Source organism: Ligilactobacillus murinus, assembly GCF_003288115.1.
Taxonomy (GTDB): Bacteria; Bacillota; Bacilli; order Lactobacillales; family Lactobacillaceae; genus Ligilactobacillus; species Ligilactobacillus murinus.
Genome location: NZ_CP023565.1, coordinates 2,206,541 through 2,225,249, shown reverse-complemented (window position 1 = coordinate 2,225,249; position 18,709 = coordinate 2,206,541). Strand labels below are relative to the sequence as shown.

22 protein-coding genes and 4 pseudogenes are annotated in these 18,709 nt (G+C 37.6%); 13 read left to right on the top strand and 13 right to left on the bottom strand.

The window, feature by feature from the left end; all coding sequences use genetic code 11:
• Positions 1–294: 294 nt before the first annotated feature.
• A complete protein-coding gene (locus CPS94_RS10875) occupies positions 295–618 on the bottom strand; it encodes a hypothetical protein (RefSeq protein WP_112193271.1) in 324 nt (107 codons plus the stop codon).
• Positions 618–866 carry a leucocin A/sakacin P family class II bacteriocin gene (locus CPS94_RS10870; RefSeq protein WP_112193273.1) on the bottom strand — a complete coding sequence of 83 codons (249 nt, stop codon included), beginning with the start codon at positions 864–866 and terminating at the stop codon, positions 618–620. Before CPS94_RS10870 ends, CPS94_RS10875 begins: the two co-directional genes overlap by 1 nt.
• 433 nt (positions 867–1,299) lie before the next feature.
• Between CPS94_RS10870 and CPS94_RS10865 the strand changes: the two genes are divergently transcribed.
• The 3 genes from CPS94_RS10865 (at position 1,300) to CPS94_RS10855 (ending at position 3,062) form a co-directional block, all read left to right on the top strand.
• Positions 1,300–1,578 carry a hypothetical protein gene (locus CPS94_RS10865; RefSeq protein WP_004050417.1) on the top strand — a complete coding sequence of 93 codons (279 nt, stop codon included), beginning with the start codon at positions 1,300–1,302 and terminating at the stop codon, positions 1,576–1,578.
• Positions 1,579–1,658: 80 nt separating this feature from the next.
• Entirely contained in the window at positions 1,659–2,705 is a 1,047-nt protein-coding gene (locus CPS94_RS10860) for a zinc-binding dehydrogenase (RefSeq protein ID WP_004050419.1), read from the top strand.
• A 105-nt stretch (positions 2,706–2,810) separates the two neighbouring features.
• Complete coding sequence (locus tag CPS94_RS10855) at positions 2,811–3,062, top strand: hypothetical protein (RefSeq protein WP_129303359.1); 252 nt, start codon at positions 2,811–2,813, stop codon at positions 3,060–3,062.
• 58 nt (positions 3,063–3,120) lie between these two features.
• Here the strand turns inward: CPS94_RS10855 and CPS94_RS10850 are convergent, their stop codons facing one another.
• Positions 3,121–3,612: an MFS transporter gene (locus CPS94_RS10850; protein ID WP_004050421.1), complete on the bottom strand. Its 492-nt coding sequence runs from the start codon at positions 3,610–3,612 to the stop codon at positions 3,121–3,123.
• Positions 3,613–3,718: 106 nt separating this feature from the next.
• Positions 3,719–4,681 (bottom strand): IS30 family transposase, encoded by a 963-nt coding sequence (locus tag CPS94_RS10845; RefSeq protein ID WP_004048827.1) that lies wholly within the window; start codon positions 4,679–4,681, stop codon positions 3,719–3,721.
• Positions 4,682–4,877: 196 nt separating this feature from the next.
• Between CPS94_RS10845 and CPS94_RS10840 the strand changes: the two genes are divergently transcribed.
• Positions 4,878–5,069, top strand: a complete 192-nt coding sequence (locus CPS94_RS10840; protein ID WP_004050422.1) for a hypothetical protein — start codon at positions 4,878–4,880, stop codon at positions 5,067–5,069.
• Between the two features lie 30 nt (positions 5,070–5,099).
• Positions 5,100–5,396, top strand: coding sequence for a hypothetical protein (locus tag CPS94_RS10835; protein ID WP_004050425.1), 297 nt, complete (start codon positions 5,100–5,102; stop codon positions 5,394–5,396).
• 337 nt (positions 5,397–5,733) lie between these two features.
• On the opposite strand, the gene CPS94_RS10825 is transcribed toward CPS94_RS10835, so the two are convergent.
• Positions 5,734–6,123: a nuclear transport factor 2 family protein gene (locus CPS94_RS10825; RefSeq protein WP_004050428.1), complete on the bottom strand. Its 390-nt coding sequence runs from the start codon at positions 6,121–6,123 to the stop codon at positions 5,734–5,736.
• Positions 6,124–6,282: 159 nt separating this feature from the next.
• Between CPS94_RS10825 and CPS94_RS10820 the strand changes: the two genes are divergently transcribed.
• From CPS94_RS10820 to CPS94_RS10800, 5 genes and pseudogenes are all read left to right on the top strand, one after another.
• Complete coding sequence (locus CPS94_RS10820) at positions 6,283–6,627, top strand: winged helix-turn-helix transcriptional regulator (RefSeq protein ID WP_004050430.1); 345 nt, start codon at positions 6,283–6,285, stop codon at positions 6,625–6,627.
• A gap of 230 nt (positions 6,628–6,857) precedes the next feature.
• Positions 6,858–7,069, top strand: a pseudogene (locus tag CPS94_RS10815) (IS6 family transposase); the annotation flags it as partial.
• Between the two features lie 51 nt (positions 7,070–7,120).
• Positions 7,121–7,648 carry a helix-turn-helix domain-containing protein gene (locus CPS94_RS10810; protein WP_004047940.1) on the top strand — a complete coding sequence of 176 codons (528 nt, stop codon included), beginning with the start codon at positions 7,121–7,123 and terminating at the stop codon, positions 7,646–7,648.
• Entirely contained in the window at positions 7,573–8,508 is a 936-nt protein-coding gene (locus tag CPS94_RS10805) for an IS3 family transposase (protein WP_112193146.1), read from the top strand. Before CPS94_RS10810 ends, CPS94_RS10805 begins: the two co-directional genes overlap by 76 nt.
• 32 nt (positions 8,509–8,540) lie before the next feature.
• Positions 8,541–8,768, top strand: a pseudogene (locus tag CPS94_RS10800) (DDE-type integrase/transposase/recombinase); the annotation flags it as partial.
• Positions 8,769–8,794: 26 nt separating this feature from the next.
• On the opposite strand, the gene CPS94_RS10795 reads toward CPS94_RS10800, so the two are convergent.
• Entirely contained in the window at positions 8,795–9,706 is a 912-nt protein-coding gene (locus CPS94_RS10795; protein ID WP_112193163.1) for an IS3 family transposase, read from the bottom strand.
• Positions 9,643–10,356: a helix-turn-helix domain-containing protein gene (locus tag CPS94_RS10790; protein WP_004048385.1), complete on the bottom strand. Its 714-nt coding sequence runs from the start codon at positions 10,354–10,356 to the stop codon at positions 9,643–9,645. The genes CPS94_RS10795 and CPS94_RS10790 overlap by 64 nt, the downstream gene beginning before the upstream one ends.
• Positions 10,357–10,417: 61 nt before the next feature.
• Between CPS94_RS10790 and CPS94_RS10785 the strand changes: the two are divergent.
• Positions 10,418–10,687, top strand: a pseudogene (locus CPS94_RS10785) (DDE-type integrase/transposase/recombinase); the annotation flags it as partial.
• A gap of 83 nt (positions 10,688–10,770) precedes the next feature.
• On the opposite strand, the gene CPS94_RS11740 reads toward CPS94_RS10785, so the two are convergent.
• Positions 10,771–10,905, bottom strand: coding sequence for a hypothetical protein (locus tag CPS94_RS11740; RefSeq protein WP_004050434.1), 135 nt, complete (start codon positions 10,903–10,905; stop codon positions 10,771–10,773).
• Positions 10,892–11,362, bottom strand: coding sequence for a JAB domain-containing protein (locus CPS94_RS10780; RefSeq protein WP_004050436.1), 471 nt, complete (start codon positions 11,360–11,362; stop codon positions 10,892–10,894). Before CPS94_RS10780 ends, CPS94_RS11740 begins: the two co-directional genes overlap by 14 nt.
• 303 nt (positions 11,363–11,665) lie before the next feature.
• Here CPS94_RS10780 and CPS94_RS10775 point away from each other — a divergent pair, with 303 nt between their 5' ends.
• Together CPS94_RS10775 and CPS94_RS10770 are read left to right on the top strand one after the other, a co-directional pair.
• Entirely contained in the window at positions 11,666–12,115 is a 450-nt protein-coding gene (locus CPS94_RS10775) for a CopY/TcrY family copper transport repressor (protein ID WP_004050438.1), read from the top strand.
• Positions 12,116–12,134: 19 nt separating this feature from the next.
• Positions 12,135–14,183: a heavy metal translocating P-type ATPase gene (locus CPS94_RS10770; RefSeq protein ID WP_004050440.1), complete on the top strand. Its 2,049-nt coding sequence runs from the start codon at positions 12,135–12,137 to the stop codon at positions 14,181–14,183.
• 246 nt (positions 14,184–14,429) lie between these two features.
• Here CPS94_RS10770 and CPS94_RS10765 read toward each other — a convergent pair.
• The 4 genes and pseudogenes from CPS94_RS10765 to CPS94_RS10750 form a co-directional block, all read right to left on the bottom strand.
• A pseudogene (locus tag CPS94_RS10765) lies at positions 14,430–15,391 on the bottom strand (IS30 family transposase).
• A 280-nt stretch (positions 15,392–15,671) separates the two neighbouring features.
• Positions 15,672–16,358: a 2,3-diphosphoglycerate-dependent phosphoglycerate mutase gene (locus CPS94_RS10760; RefSeq protein ID WP_004050447.1), complete on the bottom strand. Its 687-nt coding sequence runs from the start codon at positions 16,356–16,358 to the stop codon at positions 15,672–15,674.
• A gap of 82 nt (positions 16,359–16,440) precedes the next feature.
• Complete coding sequence (locus CPS94_RS10755) at positions 16,441–17,631, bottom strand: MalY/PatB family protein (RefSeq protein WP_004050449.1); 1,191 nt, start codon at positions 17,629–17,631, stop codon at positions 16,441–16,443.
• On the bottom strand, positions 17,624–18,682 hold the full coding sequence (locus CPS94_RS10750) for an AI-2E family transporter (protein ID WP_004050451.1): 1,059 nt from the start codon (positions 18,680–18,682) through the stop codon (positions 17,624–17,626). Before CPS94_RS10750 ends, CPS94_RS10755 begins: the two co-directional genes overlap by 8 nt.
• Positions 18,683–18,709: the final 27 nt, after the last annotated feature.

The window sequence follows — 18,709 nt, the reverse complement described above, 5'->3', positions numbered from 1 at the left end:
TTCCTTTCTAAATTTATGCCAAGTGTCGCTGTATCCGTTTTCATTGTAACATGGTATTTGGCTTACGGTCTATATATTTTAGGATATTTAATGGGAGGAGAAAGTAACTGTAAAGGCAAGGGGCAAGCGGTAGCGAGACGCCGTAGGGCAACCCTTGCCTTTACTGCACTAAAGACACTGAGACCCAAGGGAAGACATGCAATAACTTTCCGACGCCTAAACGGCGAGTGAGGGAGCGGTCAAGCTGGTTTTAGCTTGTGGGTGTGGGTAAAACCCACTTGCGTATTATATTTTTTATGAGAACCAAATATTGGCATACATTATTCCGTCAAATCCTTTTTGAAAAATTTGTCTAGTTAGTTTTGTTAATTTATACATGATCTCTTCTTGGCTTCGTGTAAGTCTATTTTCCTTACTCAATGATAGTTTAGAGAAATCTTTTTTTAGAAGATCTATTGCTTCTGGTATTTCTTTATATTTTTGTGATGGTTTATATGGTTTGTTTATCTGGTTATAAGTTAGTTGTACAGCTTCTTTAGCTTTAGTATTATCTAAAGATTCGTATAACTGTTGGAGAAGATCATTTACTTGTTTTATAGCTTCTTCTTTTTTTGTCATTAACGACCACCCCCACCTGTTCCGAGTTTTGGTAGACTGTTTATCCAACCGTTACGTGAGATTTCGAAAACTGAGTTCCAAAGTTGTCTTGAGTCAGAGCGGCAAGTAAATTGATTGCAATATAGTCCGTTTCCATAATATTTTTCGGTTAGTTTCCCACCACCACTCATGGGTGCTTGAGCGTTTGTGTTTGCAGATGCGCTACTGAATGCACCTGTAGTTGCTAAGGTTATAAGTGATTTTTTCATTTCACCCCCCTAAATTATATACCAATTATTTTTTATCTATTATAGCATTGATATAAAAGCATTTTCAAGTCTATACCATTTTTAACTTTTGATAAATAATTAAATAAAAAAGGACTTAGAATTAAGTGAAGTGCCCCCCTAAGTTGGACAAAGGAATCTGACTTAGGGGGTTACTATGACTAAATTTTCTTTTGAGGATCAGTTGCGGGCTGTAAATATGTATCTAAGAGGCTATGGAAGTAATACAGTAGCTTTTGGGAAACTACCGAAAAGAATTTAAAACACTAACTGATCAGATCGATGTTTATGAGACCTCGGTGCCAACAACTTATTCAGTCACTGGTAACAGTGAATTTATCACCGAATTAAAGCTCTCCCCCTACCATAGTTAGCGTTTACATGGTATGCTCAACTTAGAAAGGAGCGTAAGACAATGGCTGCGAATTTTAAAAATTATATCATCCGTGGAACAGAAATGTTTAGCTATCTTTCTATCTTAGATTTTATCATTGAAATGATATTGATCAAGGGAAATGGCAAGATCACAACGGTATTAGGCTTACATGTTGAAAGTTTTATCACGCTTGATGAACAAGAATTGATCCTCTATCTCACCGAGTATTCTCTTATCCCCTATCTACTTTTCTTATTTTTCTGGACAAAATTTTTCAAATGGGGACAACAACGAACTATTCACTCTTTGCATAACTAATTATCGAAACTAAGTATTGGATATCTTGCAAGCAACCTTTTATAATGTTAGTGATAGTTAAGATGAAAGGGGCAAATTTCATGAAAAGCGCAATCTTTGAAAAAGCAGGTCAAATGATCATCGAAGAGGTCAAAAAACCAACACTTGAGCGGGATGATGATGTGATCATCAAAGTCGTACGTGCTTGTGTCTGTGGCTCAGATCTTTGGTCATATGCTCACGGCGACGATAAAGCAGCCCACTCAGAAAATAGTGGGCACGAAGCTTTAGGGATCGTTGAAGAGATCGGTTCTGCGATCACCACGGTCAAACCTGGTGATTTTGTGATCGTACCATTTACCCATGGGTGTGGTCACTGTGACGCTTGTTTAGCTGGTTTTGATGGTACTTGTGATAACCATCCTGGCTATAGCAACTGGTCAAGTGGTTTTCAAGCTGAATACGTTCGTTTCCACTATGGTAACTGGGCTTTAGTCAAGATCCCTGGCAAACCAGCGGATTATACAGAAGGCATGCTCAAATCACTTTTAACTCTAGCTGATGTGATGCCAACAGGTTACCATGCTGCACGCGTTGCCGATGTCAAACCTGGCGATAAAGTCGTTGTCATTGGTGATGGCGCGGTCGGGCAATGTGCTGTGATCGCAGCTAAAATGCGGGGGGCTTCCCAGATCATTCTCATGAGTCGCCATAAAGACCGCCAAGAAATGGCCTTAGCTTCTGGTGCAACTGCTGTTGTTGCTGAACGTGGGCCGGAAGGGATCGCCAAAGTCCGTGAGATCTTAGGTGGTGGCGCTGATGCTGCTCTTGAATGTGTGGGGACTGAAGCTTCGATCGATCAAGCTTTAGGTGTTTTACACAACGGAGGCCGGATCGGCTATGTTGGTGTACCACATTATAATAATCGTCCTTTAGGTTCAACTTTTGCGCAAAATATCACGATCGGCGGGGGCTCTGCTTCTGTGACGACTTATGATAAGCAACTCTTATTAAAGGCCGTTCTTGATGGTGACATCGATCCAGGTCGGGTCTTTACTCAAACTTATAGCTTGGATGATATCGATCAAGCCTATAAAGATATGCAAAATCGACAAACGATCAAATCAATGCTCGTTATTTCTGAATAAAACGACCAAACGCCTTTCAGCTTATTGAGAGGCGTTTTTTACTACGAATATTCTTGCTTGCTGTATAATAAAATCAAGAATAAATTTAGAAAAGAAGTGGCTTTTTTGCTCAGTAGAACACGGACTTACCTTTTGATCTTCAATCTTTTTTGGCTAGTATTACTGCTATTTGAACAACTGCTCAAAAATGCGACCAACAGCAATATATTATTTTTATTACTTTCTGTTTTAGCATTAGTCGGCTTGATCTTCCAAGCTCTTTCTTGGCGCAGTTTAAATCAGGAAAGAATGCGTCTCGACTATGCTTTATACGGTACTTCTTGGGTACTTTGCTTTTTATTTGTACTGTTATTGTAATTTTGATCGTGATCTATTTAGGTCACGTTTTTTATTTTAAGTATTTCCTCGGTTATGATCAAAGTAAAAAATACACATAGCGATACAATATTCCCGAAAATAAGGTAGCAGTTAATAAGCCAACTTGCATTGAAATTTCAGCAAATGAATTGATCTGTAAGGCATTATCTTCTGTCGTAAAACTATTTAAAATATCTTTTGATGCTGGAAAATACAGCTTCCAACCGATTCCCCCACTTAGTGCCAATAAATAAATCGCTGATTTCTTATCTAAATTCATTTTAAAAAGCACTAAAGCCAGTACAATAAAAAATATTCTAAAACAATTCGAACTTATCACTAACCATCTAGCGTTTATACACTTAAGCATTCCCACAGCAACTATAGAAATAAGTATCCCCGCAATAACATTTATATTAGCAACGATCGCTATCAAACTATTTAAATGATAAATATCAATGATATACCAATTTAGCGCCACTAAAATCAGCCCTGCACCAAATTGTGAAATAATATTACTGGTAATAAAGAGTCTAAAATCTTTCTTCATCACAGATCACGCTCCTTTTAAATCGCTACATACGTCACATGAGTAATAGCAATAATGATGCTAAAATATTATATTATGTTTTGATAACCTGAATTGTCAAATTAAGTTAGAAAAAAACTACATGCTCATTTGTAATGTACTTCATGAATACTTCTAGTGGGGTTTTGTAGTTTAAACTTTTACGTGGAATATTGTTTCTATAGCTAGCTACTTGTTGGACATAGTCAGTGGGGAGATCACTGAGATTCATATCTTTTCCTAGTCCGTCTTTCCTAAGTAATCCATTCGTATGTTCATTTAGTGCACGTTGGTTAGGAGCACCTACATCGGCAAAGTAGGTACTGATATCATGCTTATTAGCGATATCTTTCCACTTAGAAAATTCCTTACCATTATCAAAAGTGATCGATTTAAAGAGTCCTTTAGGAGTAACAGAAAGTAAAGCATCAAGTTTCTCAAAGATAGCTTTATCCGTCTTATGGCGTGTATTCAAAATGATGACAGCCTTAGACTTTCGTTCAACTAATGTCATTACTGCACCACGATGTTTTTTACCTTGGATCGTATCAGCTTCAAGATGTCCAAATTCATTATGGTAGTTGGGATAGTCCTGATGCCGCTCTGAAAGAGCCCGACCTAGTCGTCCAGCTTTTCCACGGCGTTCAACGTAACCATTTGGATGTCTTTTTCCTTTCATTGGGAGCGAGGTCACATCTAAAACGTTAGAACGCTTGAAGATGCGATAAAGCGTACGCATTGAGCAACTGATATGTTTTTCATTACGTCCGATGATCGTATCAGGAGTCCAACCTAGACTAACTTTTTCCTTGATGTACTCAAGCTCATCATTAGGTAATACGATGAGTTTACGGCCGGATTTAGATTTATTAGCCCGATAGTTTTCATAGTATTCAGAGATCGAATTCCCAGCATCTAAAAAACGATATACTCGATAAATAGTTTCAGCACTACGTTTTAAGGTTTTAGCTACAATATAGGCTTTAACACCTTGATTCCAAAAATTTTGTATGAAGGACAGTTCGCTTATGGTAAGATGATTATAGGTCATTTGTGATTTTCCTTTACTTTTGTTTGTTGGTACTCAAAAGTCTATCACAAATGGCTTTTTATTTTTCTAACTTAATTTTACAAACTGCGTAATAAAAAATTATGCAAACATAATATAAAACTTAGCGCAATTAATTTACAATACTATGCATAGGGGAAAAATATCTGCAGACACCATAGGAGGGGGAAAATAATATATGTATAAAAAACTTTTTAAATTTGTGATCGTATATTTTACCATACTTTCAATTACACCTGCACTAACTGTAAAAGCTAGTGAATTAGAAGCAGATCAAGCATCTCAAAATAATTCTTTTTCTGAATTATCAGAAGACTCTATGGTTCAATTATTTACAGCAGTCGAGAAACTTCCAGATGAATTACTTTAAAGCAGAAATAAACGTGATATTAAACAGTTTATGCTTGAAAATGATGTTAATCTAAAATTTTCTGGCGAGAAAACAAAGCGTGATCTTCCTGGATGCATAGCTTCTATTAGTTGGGTAGTAGTCTCTACGGCATTTGGTGTAGCTAAACTTGCAAAAGTAAAACAGTTTGTAAGAGCCACTGGTGGTGCTCGTAAGGCAGCTAACGTTTTGATGAAAATCATCAAGGGGGGACGCTCACAAGAAAATTTCCAACAATTTGGTAAAATCGTTATGGATTTAAGTTCGGAAGTATTAGGAATTAAAGATATAAAGGATAATTGTGTATGAGATTTAAAGTCTTACAAAAAATTCAAATAGTGTTGCTTTTCGTTTTTCTCATCTTACATTTTTTATTGCATACTTTCAACTTTCATCCAGAACTTTTGCTTACCATCACATTTGGTATGACATTTTTGGAAAATGATCGCTCATCACTTTTTTTCTTCAGTTGCCTTGTGTTGATGACATTATCTACGGTTGCGTATTTCATCGCTAGTATAACATAGCTTATGCAAAAAACAGGGGCTTTTTTATCTATAATATACAAAACGGTCGTAAATGAACAATTTTAAAGTCCATTTACGACCGTATTTTAAAGACTTATATCACAGCCTCTTTAGTCTTATTATTTATCCCAGTAAATATCTTCTTTAGCTTGATCGCTTGAAAATAGCCAAACTTCAACGATCTTACCATCCTTGATCTTGAAAAGGTCGATCCCATTCATATCAAGATCATCACCATTTTCACGTTCAGCTTTAAAAGTAACATTGGCTGCTACTAAATCATCATTATCAGAGACCCAGTTGGTCAAAACTCTAAACGTACCATTTGTTGAAGCCCCAAATTTTGCTAAATGAGCTCCTAAAACTTCTTTGCCTACGATCTTGCCTGATAATTTATTTTTGCCTGGTTGATGCCAAACGATATTATCTGCCATCGTTTTAAAAACTGCTTCAAAATCCCCTGCTATCAAAGCTTCGTTGTAAGCGTTAAACACATCTAGATTACTCATATATTATCCTCCAAAATATTTCTTTTTTGAAAACGTTCTACTATTTTAATATAATAAAATCAGTAAATAATTTAAAGTACTATATTTAAGTGAAGCTACTAACTTTTTCGCTAGTATTCATTATTAACAACAAAAAGAAAGGAGAAAAAATTATCTAGTATGTCTAATGAACGCGATCCTTTATTTATGATATGTCCTTTTACGACCACGAGTCGAGTTGTTTCTGGAAAATGGGCCGTTTTAGTTTTATTCTTTTTAAAAGATGGACCTAAACGTTTCGGACAGCTAAAAAAATTACTCCCCGATATTGCCGAAACCACGCTCACCAAACAATTACGGCAATTAGAAAAAGATAAATTGATAAAACGTCAAGTCTATCCAGAGGTCCCCCCACGAGTCGAATATTACTTGAGCCCACAAGGAGAGGCTTTCAAAAAAGTCCTCGACAGCATCGAAGAATGGGGCACAAATTATATCAAATATCTCCAACAAACAGATAATTAAGCAGCGTTTTTAATAAGCACGCTGCTTTTTTCTATCATGATGGTTTGTCTGAAGCGATCATTACCATATTATGTTAAGATAGCCCCCAAATTTAATCATTTTCAAAAGTCCCGTCTTTTAAAATAATAGTACCCAATGTATACGTATATACCAACTGGTTCTGTTGCAAAGTTTTAAATCTACTATCAAATAAGGTAGAATAATAGAAAAAGATAGCAGGAGGAATGACGATGAATCATTTTAAAGGAAAGCAATTCAGCAGGATGTGATTATTGTAGCCGTGGGCTACTATCTTCGTTATAACCTTAGCTATCGTGAAGTTCAAAAAATCTTATATGATCGTAGCATTAACGTTTCTCATACGACGATTTATCGTTGGGTGCAAGAATATGGCAAACTACTCTATCAAATTTGGAAAAAGAAAAATAAAAAATCCTTTTATGAAGTGAACCCCCTAAGTTGGACAAAGGAATCTAACTTAGGGGGTTTTACTATGACTAAATTTTCTTTTGAGGATAAGTTGCGGGCTGTAAATATGTATCTAAGAGGATATGGAAGTAACACAGTAGCTAAAGTTTATAAAGTGAAGAATCACTCAAATATCCTTATGTGGGTCAAACGATATCAAAAATATGGTATTGATGGGTTAAAAGTTCGCTACCCTAAATACGATTACGATGGAAATTTTAAGCTCAACGTTTTAAACTGGAGAAAAAGGCATAAGGCTTCCTATCCGGAAACGGCACTTCAGTTTGATATAAGTAATCCTGGGACGATCGCGACTTGGCAACGTAAATTGGATACTAAAGGTGTTGATGCCTTATTTACTAGAAGAGGACGGGCTAAACACATGACGACCAACAATAATAAACAAGCAGAAAAATCAGAATTATCTGAATTAGAACGTTTACGAGCTGAGAATCGTGCTTTACGGGTTGAAAATGAATACTTAAAAAAACTCGATGCCTTGGTTCAGAAGCGCGGACATCGCAAGAAAAATATCAAATCATCCAAGAACTAAGGCAAAAATTTAAATATACATTGGATGAAATACTACCTTACACTAGTCTTAAACGTAGTACATTTTACTATCAAGCCCAACGAATAAACAGGCGAAAAAATAAAGATGAGGAGCTATTAAAGCTTATAAAGGAGGTCAAATCAAAGCACCCGTGTTTTGGTTATCGTACAGTAACACTGAAATTACGATCTCAAGGCATAAAAGTAAATCATAAGCGTGTTAGTCGCATCATGCGAGAAAATGATCTATCAGCGCATATGTATAATAAACAAAGGCGAAAATATAATTCTGCCCTTGGACCACAAGGTAAGAAAGCTAAGAACTTATTACATCGACGTTTTGATACACATTTACCATTTCAAAAAATGGTGACCGACGTAAGTGAATTTAGGTATGGAAATAAGACACAAGAAGAACGTGTCTATCTTTCACCTATCAAAGATCTATGTACAGATGAAATAGTAAGCTATAGTATCAGTAAGCATCCAACAACAGACTTCGTGGTAAAACCGTTGGATGCATTGATAAAACTTAGACCTAAATTAAACTATCGTATGACTCTCCATAGCGATCAAGGTGTCCAATATCAGAGTGTCCAATGGCGAAAGAAGCTAAAAGAAAATAGGATCTTTCAAAGCATGTCTCGTAGGGCAACGTGCTTAGATAATGCACCCATGGAAAGTTTTTTCCACACAATGAAAGTAGAGCTATATCACAATAAAGAATATACAACACAAGAAGAGTTGGTCAAAGCAATGATCAGCTGGATCAGCTATTACAATAACGAACGGATAAAGGTCAAACTAAAAGGCAAGACACCGGTAGAATACCGACATCTTGCCTTAAGAAATATAGTCTAAATAGAGTGTCCAACTTTATGGGTTCACTTCATTATCCATGGAAAATGGATGAAACGTACATCAAAATTAAAGGAAAATGGCATTATTTGTATCGAGCCATCGATGCAGATGGTTTAACCTTGGATATTTGGTTACGTAAAAAACGGGACACACAAGCAGCCTATGCTTTTCTTAAGCGGTTAGTGAAGCAGTTTGATGAACCGAAGGTTGTAGTCACAGATAAAGCCCCCTCTATTACAAGTGGCACTATGTCCCGTCAAGTATACAGATCAAATAGATAAAAATTTTAGGCGGCTTGATTGCGGAATTGTTCCGCGGTCAAGCCGTTTTTGCTTGTGTAAGCGCGTTTGGTATTAAAGTATTCAATGGCTCCTTTGACGAGTTGTTCTAGCTCTGCTAGCGTCTTAGGACGAGGGTGTTTGTTAATCCAGATTAGCTTGAAGTCATTCCACCAACGCTCTATGGGTGAGTTTTCCCAAGGATGACCGGGGTGCGACATACTATGAATACAATTTTTAGAGGCTAAGTAGTCGTTGAACATACTTGAGCAGTAAGCTGACCCGCGGTCAGTATGGATCATTGGTTGCGCATCAGGTTCAACCGTAAAAGCACGATTAAAGGTTTCAATTACTGCTGATGAAGTTTCTGTGTCTGAAATATTGTAGCTTAAAGCGTAACGACCATATAAATCTAAAATAACGTGTACTCGTACTTTATGAAGTGTGTGTTCGCCGTAGGCTACTTCCGTTGTGTCGGTAACCCACACTTCATTTTTAGTTTCACGGTCGAATTGTCCCTGCAATAAGTTGTCATTGATGTATTCTTCATGGCGTTGAATTCGATTGCGCTTCTTCTTCCTAATATTTGCTCTAATTCCATGCTTACGCATGCAGTTAGTTATTCGTTTTAATCCAGCGGTAAAGCTTAAACGGTTTTCAAAGCTTAACTGTGTAGTCATCGCTAAATATCCCAGCGTCCAATTATGTTCTTCTTCTAACTCTACAATCGCTTCAAGTAACTCTGCTTGCTCATTATGATATTGACTTGGCTTTCGATTGAGCCATTTGTAATAACCATCTCGCGAAGAATCAGCTATTTTACACAACTGGCTAATTGACCATCCATTTTCTTGATTTAGTTCTTTGATGGCTTGGTACCGGAGTCCTTTTCCACCTCCCGATTGCGTATTTCTGTTAATTTTTTTGCGAATGCAATCTCCATCTCTTGCTTTTCTAGCTGAGCCCTTAATAAGCGATTCTCTGCCTTGAGTCGGTCAACTTCCGTCCACTTCTCTTCTGGCTTAGCTTTGCCTCGGCGATCACGAAGTGATTCTGGGTCATTACCGCTTTTGCGATACTTTTGATACCAGCCATAAACTTGTTGGTAACTAATATGGTATTTTTCAACTGCCCAATTGTAGTTCACATCATGCTTAATCAACTCTTCAATGATAGTAAGTCGTTCTTCAAAGTCAGTCTTTCGTCCACTCATTTTTGAATCTCGCTTTCTTGGCGTATAGGCCTTTAAGTTAGATTCATTATACTGCATAATCCAATCTGATAGTTGTGTTTTGGACTTTAGCCCATGCTTGATCGCGAATATTTCAAGCGACGCGTCTGATTTTTGATACTGTTGGACCAAAGATAATTTAAATTCCTTTGAATATCTATGATTATTGTGAGTAGATCGTAAGCCATCAATGCCCTGATATTCATATAGATACCCCCAAGTTCTAATAGTTTTCTTGCCCACTGCATACTTTTTAGCCACCTCACTAATATTAGAACGGGTTAGTTCATTTAGTATAGCTAATTTTTGTTCTGCACTGTATTTTGATTTCCTAGACATATAAAATACCCTCCAAGTATAAGATGAATTTTCTATTTCATCTGTATACTTAGAGGGCATTATAGCCAGTGCCTTTAAGAAACTAAAAGAATACGGCTTTTATCAAGGGACAGAACATCGTACCATTAAATACCTGAATAATTTGATTGAACAAGACCATCGTCCAGTAAAGAGACGCAATAAATTCTATCGAAGTTTACGCACTGCCTCTACCACGATTAAAGGCATGGAAGCCATTCGAGGATTATATAAGAAAACCCGAAAAGAAGGCACTCTCTTCGGGTTTTCGGTCTGTACTGAAATCAAGGTATTATTGGGAATCCCAGCTTAAATCATAGATACCGTAAGGAATTTTATTCTTTATTTAAAACTTTGCAACAGAACCACATAATGCTCGTTTTTGGGGACTAACTTCTAAACTACTTTATCTAATTCACATCGTTCTAGCATAAGCGTTTCGTATACCATTCGTTCTTCATCAATAGTTACATGCATTATCGTTTCAAGTTCTAAAATCAACTCTCTTTTTGCTAATTCATATCCTACCAATACTTATCCCCCTCCAATCATTTGCTCGTAAACTCCTAAGATCATCACCATAAATGATGCTGTCTAGAAGATACACTTCCATCAACTCTCCAACCTCCTTTATTTTTCGCGTAAATTTCAGATCATTTTCAGACGGAGTGGTGTCTCCTGAGGGATGATTGTGGATAATAATAAATCGGATCGAATTTGCTAATAGCAATGTCTTAAAAATTTCTCTTGTTGAAACTGTCGCCTGATTTAATGTCCCTATCGAAATTACACTAATGACAGTCGGCTTATTTTTTGTGTCTAAACCGAGTACCAACATCATTTCCCTATCTAAGTCTTTAAAGAATGGCATCATTAGATCTTTAATGTCATAGGGTGAAGAGATTGGTTTTGCTTCTAGCTCCTCCAATCCCTTAATACATAACTTTTCCTGTTTAAGTCTAACAAAGCTAATCTTCTTTCTTCTCATGTTACCTCTTCCTTTCCAATTAGATAAAATCCACAACTGCCTAATTTCATACCAAATAAAAAGAGCGAGCTACTTAACTAGTAACTTGCTCTCAATATAAAAATATATATTTAATTAGCGTTTAAATTTTGAGTCATTTGTGTTCCTTGCAAATAATCTGGATACATAATATCAAATTGACAGTAGGAGGAAATATTATGCCAAGACCAAGAACAAAAAAAGACTTGATATAATTCGTTTACAATGGTAAACTTACTTTGAACATATTTGTTTACATCTGTAGACAACTAGAAGGAAAGGAGAATGAGCACAATAGAATTTAATACTCATATCACAGATGCAGAATGGGAAGTCATGCGTGTAGTTTGGGCAAATGATCGAGTAACTAGTAAAAAAGTCATTTCCGTATTGCAAGAAAAAATGGACTGGACACAATCCACTATCAAAACGATCTTAGGTCGATTAGTTGGAAAAGGCGTACTAAATACAGAGCATGAAGGTAGAAAGTTTATTTACACTGCTAATATTGAAGAGACAGAAGCCGTAAGGGATTATGCAGAAGATATTTTTAACCGTATTTGCAATAAGAAAGTCGGAAATGTAATAGGAAGCATCATTGAAGATCATGTTTTAAGCTTCGATGATATAGATCGACTAGAAAAAATATTAGAGATGAAAAAATCTTTCGCAGTAGAAGAAGTGGATTGCAATTGTCCAGAAGGACAATGCGAATGTCATTTACATCATCATTAAGCATAAGGAGGAATTTAAAATGAATAATGACAACAAATATTCGTCCCATAATCACCATCAAGTACATCATGCTGGGCATGATCACAGCGGGCACAGTGGGCACAGTGGGCACAGCGGGCACAGTGGGCATGACCACCATCATCACGGAAGCTTTAAGGAACTTTTCTTAAAGTCATTGCCACTAGGAATCATTATTATGCTCTTATCCCCTATACATGGATTTAAACTACCATTCCAGTTTACTTTTCCATATTATGATATTGTAGTAGCTATTTTATCTACTATATTAATTATTTATGGTGGACGTCCATTCTATCAAGGTTCAGTTGACGAATTTAAACAAAAAAAACCTGGAATGATGGCACTCGTTTCTTTAGGTATAAGTGTTTCATATTTATACAGTATTTATGCTGTGATCATTACCTACGTAACGGGTGAACACGTGATGGACTTTTTCTTTGAATTTGCTTCATTACTATTAATCATGCTATTAGGTCACTGGATTGAGATGAAAGCTATTGGAGAAGCAGGAGACGCACAAGCAGAATTGGCTAAGTTAGTGCCGAAAGATGCTCACGTTGTATTAGAAGACGATTCAATTGAAACACGACCAGTTGCTGACTTAAAGGTAGGTGATTTAATTCGTGTTCAAGCCGGAGAAAATGTGCCAGCAGACGGGATTATCGAGCGTGGCGAATCACGTTTAAATGAAGCTCTTCTAACTGGGGAGTCAAAAGCAGTAAAAAAAGGCCCTGGCGATGAAGTAATCGGAGGCTCAACAAATGGAGAAGGGGTTCTTTATATTAAAGTGAATGAGACAGGTGATCAATCCTTCATCTCTCAAGTACAGACTTTAATCAGCCAAGCTCAAAGTCAGCCTTCCAGAGCAGAAAATATTGCTCAAAAAGTTGCAGGGTGGCTCTTCTATATTGCTGTTATTGTCGCGCTAATTGCTTTTGTAGTGTGGATGGTTATAGAAGATGTACCAGCGGCAGTTATATTTACTATTACTACATTAGTTATTGCTTGTCCGCACGCATTGGGGCTGGCTATTCCATTGGTAACCGCCCGTAGCACAAGCTTAGGAGCTAGCCGTGGCTTACTAGTAAAAGACCGCCAAGCCTTAGAAATAGCTCAAGATGCAGATGTGATGATTTTAGATAAAACGGGTACTTTAACAACTGGTGAATTTAAAGTATTAGATGTAAAACTTCTTAATGACAAATATACAAAAGAGGAAATCATTGCCTTATTGGCAGGTATTGAAGGAGGATCTAGCCACCCAATTGCTCAATCAATTATAAGTTTCGCCGAGCAGCAAAATATACGTCCAGCATCTTTTGATTCGATTGATGTGATTTCCGGTGCTGGAGTAGAGGGTAAAGCAGGTGGGCACCGTTACCAATTAATCAGTCAAAAAGCCTATGGACGTAATCTTGATATGGATATTCCAAAAGGAGCAACTCTTAGTATCTTAGTAGAAAACGATGATGCCATTGGTGCTGTAGCTTTAGGGGACGAATTAAAACCAACGAGTAAAGAGTTAATTAAAGCTCTTAAAAAGAACAATATTCAACCAATTATGGCAACAGGTGATAATGAAAAAGCGGCTCAAGGCGCGGCAGTAGATTTAGGGATTGAATATAGATCAAATCAATCTCCACAAGACAAATATGAGTTAGTTAAAACACTTAAAGATGAAGGAAAGAAAGTTATCATGGTAGGTGATGGTGTAAATGATGCTCCTTCTCTTGCCTTAGCAGATGTTGGTATAGCTATAGGTGCTGGAACTCAAGTTGCATTGGATTCAGCTGATGTCATATTGACTCAATCCGATCCAGGAGATATTGAATCATTCATTGAATTAGCACACAAAACAACTCGTAAAATGAAACAAAACCTATTTTGGGGAGCTGGTTATAACTTTATAGCTATCCCTCTAGCTGCAGGAATTTTGGCTCCCATTGGTATCACATTAAGCCCTGCATTAGGAGCAATCCTAATGTCTGTGTCAACAGTCATCGTCGCCATTAATGCTATGTTATTAAGTTTAGACCCCAAAAAATAACGGTTAACAGATCGAATGATTGAAACTCCTTAAAGTATCAAGATACAATAGTTTTACAGGAGAAAAAGAGATTTAAGTACTGGCTCTTTGTAAAATCGTGTTGGTAGAAGTAGACGATTTTTTCTACCAACACGATTTTTAATTTATTATAGAACTGATTTCTTTTAAAATCCTAAAAGCCACCTATTTCGGGCACTGGGGTTCGTCAAGTATACAGTTTAAATAGACTTGAATTGTCAAATCAAGTTAGAAAAAAACTACTTGCTCATTCGTAATATACTTTATGAATACTTCTAGTGGGGTTCTATAGTTTAAACTTTTACGTGGAATATTGTTCCTATAACTAGCTACTTGTTGGACATAGTCAGTGGGGAGATCACTGAGATCCATATCTTTTCCTAGTCCGTCTTTCCTAAGTAATCCATTTGTCTGTTCATTTAACGCTCGTTGGTTAGGTGCACCTACATCGGCAAAGTAGGTACTGATATCATGCTTATTAGCGATATCTTTCACTTAGAAAATTCCTTACCATTATCAAAAGTGATCGATTTAAAGAGTCCTTTAGGAGTAACAGAAAGTAAAGCATCAAGTTTCTCAAAGATAGCTTTATCCGTCTTATGGCGTGTATTCAAAATGATGACAGCCTTAGACTTCCATTCAACTAATGTCATTACTGCACCATGGTGGTTTTTACCTTGGATCGTATCAGCTTCAAGATGTCCAAATTCATTATGGTAATTGGGATAGTCCTGATGTCGCTTTAAAAGAGTCCGACCTAGTCGTCCAGCTTTTCCACGGCGTTCAACGTAACCATTTGGATGCCTTTTTCCTTTCATTGGTAGCGAGGTAACATCTAGGTCTTTAGAGCATTTAAAGATACGATAAAGCATACGCATTGAGCAACTGATATGTTTTTCATTACGTCCGATAATCGTATCAGGGGTCCAACCTAGACTAACTTTTTCCTTGATGTACTCAAGCTCATCATTAGGTAATACGATGGGTTTACGGCCGGATCTAGATTTATTAGCCCGATAGTTTTCATAGTATTCAGAGATCGAATTCCCAGCATATAAAAAACGAAATACTGGATAAATAGTTTCAGCACTACGTTTTAAGGTTTTAGCTACAATATAGGCTTTAACCCCTTGATTCCAAAAATTTTGTATGAAGGACAGTTCGCTTATGGTAAGATGATTATAGGTCATTTGTGATTTTCCTTTACTTTTGTTTGTTGATACTCAAAAGTCTATCACAAATGGCTTTTTATTTTTCTAACTTAATTTTACAAACTGCGATTACTAACATCAATCAGTTTTTTAGGTATCTATTATGGACTTAGGGAGCTTAGGGTATATATTTCAACTCATCTCCTGTCATTTCCAACATTTGTCCTAAGTTGACATCAATTCGTCATGAATCGTCACGATACACAAAAAAGCGTGGTCTCGCTCGGAGATCACGCTTCTTTTATCGAAAGGCTTTATCTTAAAGCTTTTCTTTGGAGACAATGTTCAAGTTGTCGTCCAATTCATAAACAACTGGTTGACCTGTTGCCATTTCAACGTCCATGATGTCTTCATCAGAGATGTTTTCAATGTATTTTGTCAAGGCACGTAATGAGTTACCGTGTGCGGCAACGATAACGTTCTTGCCATCCAACAAGTCTGGAGCGATGTTGTCTTCCCAGAATGGGATAACACGTTCCAATGTGACTTTCAAGTTTTCACCGCCAGGGATGATACGTGGGTCTAATTCTGCGTAACGACGATCGTTTGCTGCAGAACCTTCATCGTTTGCATCCAATAATGGAGGCAATACATCGTAAGAACGACGCCAGATGTGAACTTGTTCGTCACCGTATTTTTCAGCTGCATCAGCTTTGTTCTTGCCTTGTAATGCACCGTAGTGACGTTCGTTTAAGCGCCATGATTTGGTTTCAGGGATCCATAATTGGCCTGATTCTTCAAGTGCGAAGTGCAAAGTCTTGATGGCACGTGTTAAAACAGATGTGTAAGCTTGGTCAAATTCGATACCAGCTTCTTTTAACTTGTGGCCAGCTTCCTTAGCTTCACGTTCGCCTTGTTCACTCAAGTTGACGTCTACCCAACCTGTGAAAAGGTTCTCTAAGTTCCATTCACTTTGTCCGTGACGGATAAATACTAATTTTGCCATTTAGTAAAAACCTCTTTCTTATGTTTATGATACAAAGATATTTTACACTGAAATCCAAAAAATTGATAGTGCTTTAGTGAATTTAGCTTTGATTTTCATCTAAAGCTTTCACCAAAGCAGTCACGGCACGCTCAATATTTTCAGGTGTCGTTGCTAAATTGACCCGAATATGCCCAGCACCGGAAGCACCGAACCAAGTGCCAAAATCGACTGCTAGGCCAGCTTTGTTTTTTATAAAGATCTCTAATTTAGCTGGATCCACGACTGCACTAAGATCGATCCACATTAGATAGGTCCCTTCTAACGGTGAAATGACGATCTGTGGATAAGCTTTAGTTAGCTTTTCTTTTACATAGTCATAGTTAGCTTGGATCGTCTCCAATAGACCTTTAAGCCACGAAGCACCATGTTCATAGGCAGCAGCTGCAGCTACCTTGCCTAAAATACTACCGGCTGGAGCAGCTAAACGTTCAACTAACTTATCATAGCGCTGGCGCATTTGGGGATTAGGGATGATCACATGACTATTTTGAAGAGCTGCCATGTTAAAGGTCTTCGAGGGCGCATCGACAACGACTAAATTATCACGATACTTACCTTCACTGACCTCTAAAGCTGAAACAAATGGTTTATCCGTCAACAAAAGGTCGTGGTGGATCTCGTCTGCGATCACAAGCACTTGCTTTTGGCGACAAAGTTCGAGTAACTCAGCTAGTTCTGCTTCAGACCAGACACGTCCGACTGGATTATGTGGTGAACATAAGATCAACAACTTCACTTGCTCTTCAGTGATCTTTGCTTCGATATCAGCTGGATCCATTGAGTAGACTCCCGCTTCATGTTTGAGCTCAGAAACAACTAGTTTACGCTCATTATTTTCGATGACTTTCATAAATGGATAATACACCGGTTGTAAGACCAAAACAGCATCATCTTTTTGTGTCAATAAGTTGACTAGCGTGCTCAAAGATTGCACGACCCCCGTGCCAAAACGCATCCATTCGCGATGCAATTCGATCCCATAACGTTCCTTTTGCCATTTGAAATAAGCTTCAAAATACGCATCTGGTGTTAAGGAATAGCCAAAAGCACCATGCGCGATCCGTTTTGTCATAGCTTCAAGCGCTTCTTTTGGTGCTTTGAATTCAGTATCAGCGACCCAAAGTGGTAATAGATCTTCTGCATCGAAAGTTTCTTTTAAATTATCCCACTTGACCGAATCAGTATTTTTACGGGCAACAGCATATTCTGCCAAAAATTCCTGCTTATTCATTTTTACGCTCCAACTTTCTAACTTTCTTCAAACGTTCACCCTTGGAATGGACCGGTTTTACTCCTAAAACATCTAGCATAAAGGTAAAGATCGGGATCCCCACGATCAAGCCCCAAACACCAAAAAGATGTTCCGCAACAAATAAGACGACAAAGGTATAAAACATCGGTAATTCCGTACGGCTAGCCATGAATTTCGGATTTAAAACATAGGCTTCCAAAGCGTGAACAACGACTAGCATAATAACAATATAAAAGACATAGCGCAACCCACCGACCGAATAGCCGATAAACATCATCGGGATCGCGGAAATGATCACCCCAGCCACAGGGACTAAACTCAAAACAAAGACCATGATCCCTAAACTAAGCAGTTGGGGCATGTTCATGATCGCCAAACAGATCGTGGTGATCACCGTATTGACGACTGCGATCACAAATTGAGCTTCAAGTACGACCCCAAAAGTGTTTACAAAAATCTTAGCAAAATGATAAATATCTTCGAATAACCATGCAAATGGCCCACTTAAAAAGCCCTTGGAAAAACCATAGAGATCGTCTTTTTCGATCGTAAAAAAGAAACTCAACAATAACGACATCACAAACGTAAAGCCGATCGAGCCCAAACTCTTAAGATAGCCTAGTGCGATCCCAAAACTGCCCTTGAACTGTTGCATGATATCGACCTTGCCAAAATAGCGGTCGATATAGTGGATCAGATCTTGCGCTCCATGCGGTGGATGCTGATAAAAACGCAAGAGTGAATTGATCATTGCTTCAGTTTGGATAGCGAGTTTAGGCACATAGATCGTCACAGCCAAATAGATAAAACCGATGAACAATAGATAGGTCGCGATCACGATCAATTGCGATGGGATCTTCACATATCGCCGAATGTAATTTGTCAGCTGTACAACTAGAAATGTGAAGATAAACGTCAGCAAAATGATACTGATCAAGCTACGTAAAGCATACAAAATACCAATGATGCCTAGTAAGACGACAAACCGTCTCAAGGAGACATTATTGATAAACTTTTTCCAAAGATCCATAAACTTTCCCCTTACTTAAAGATAATA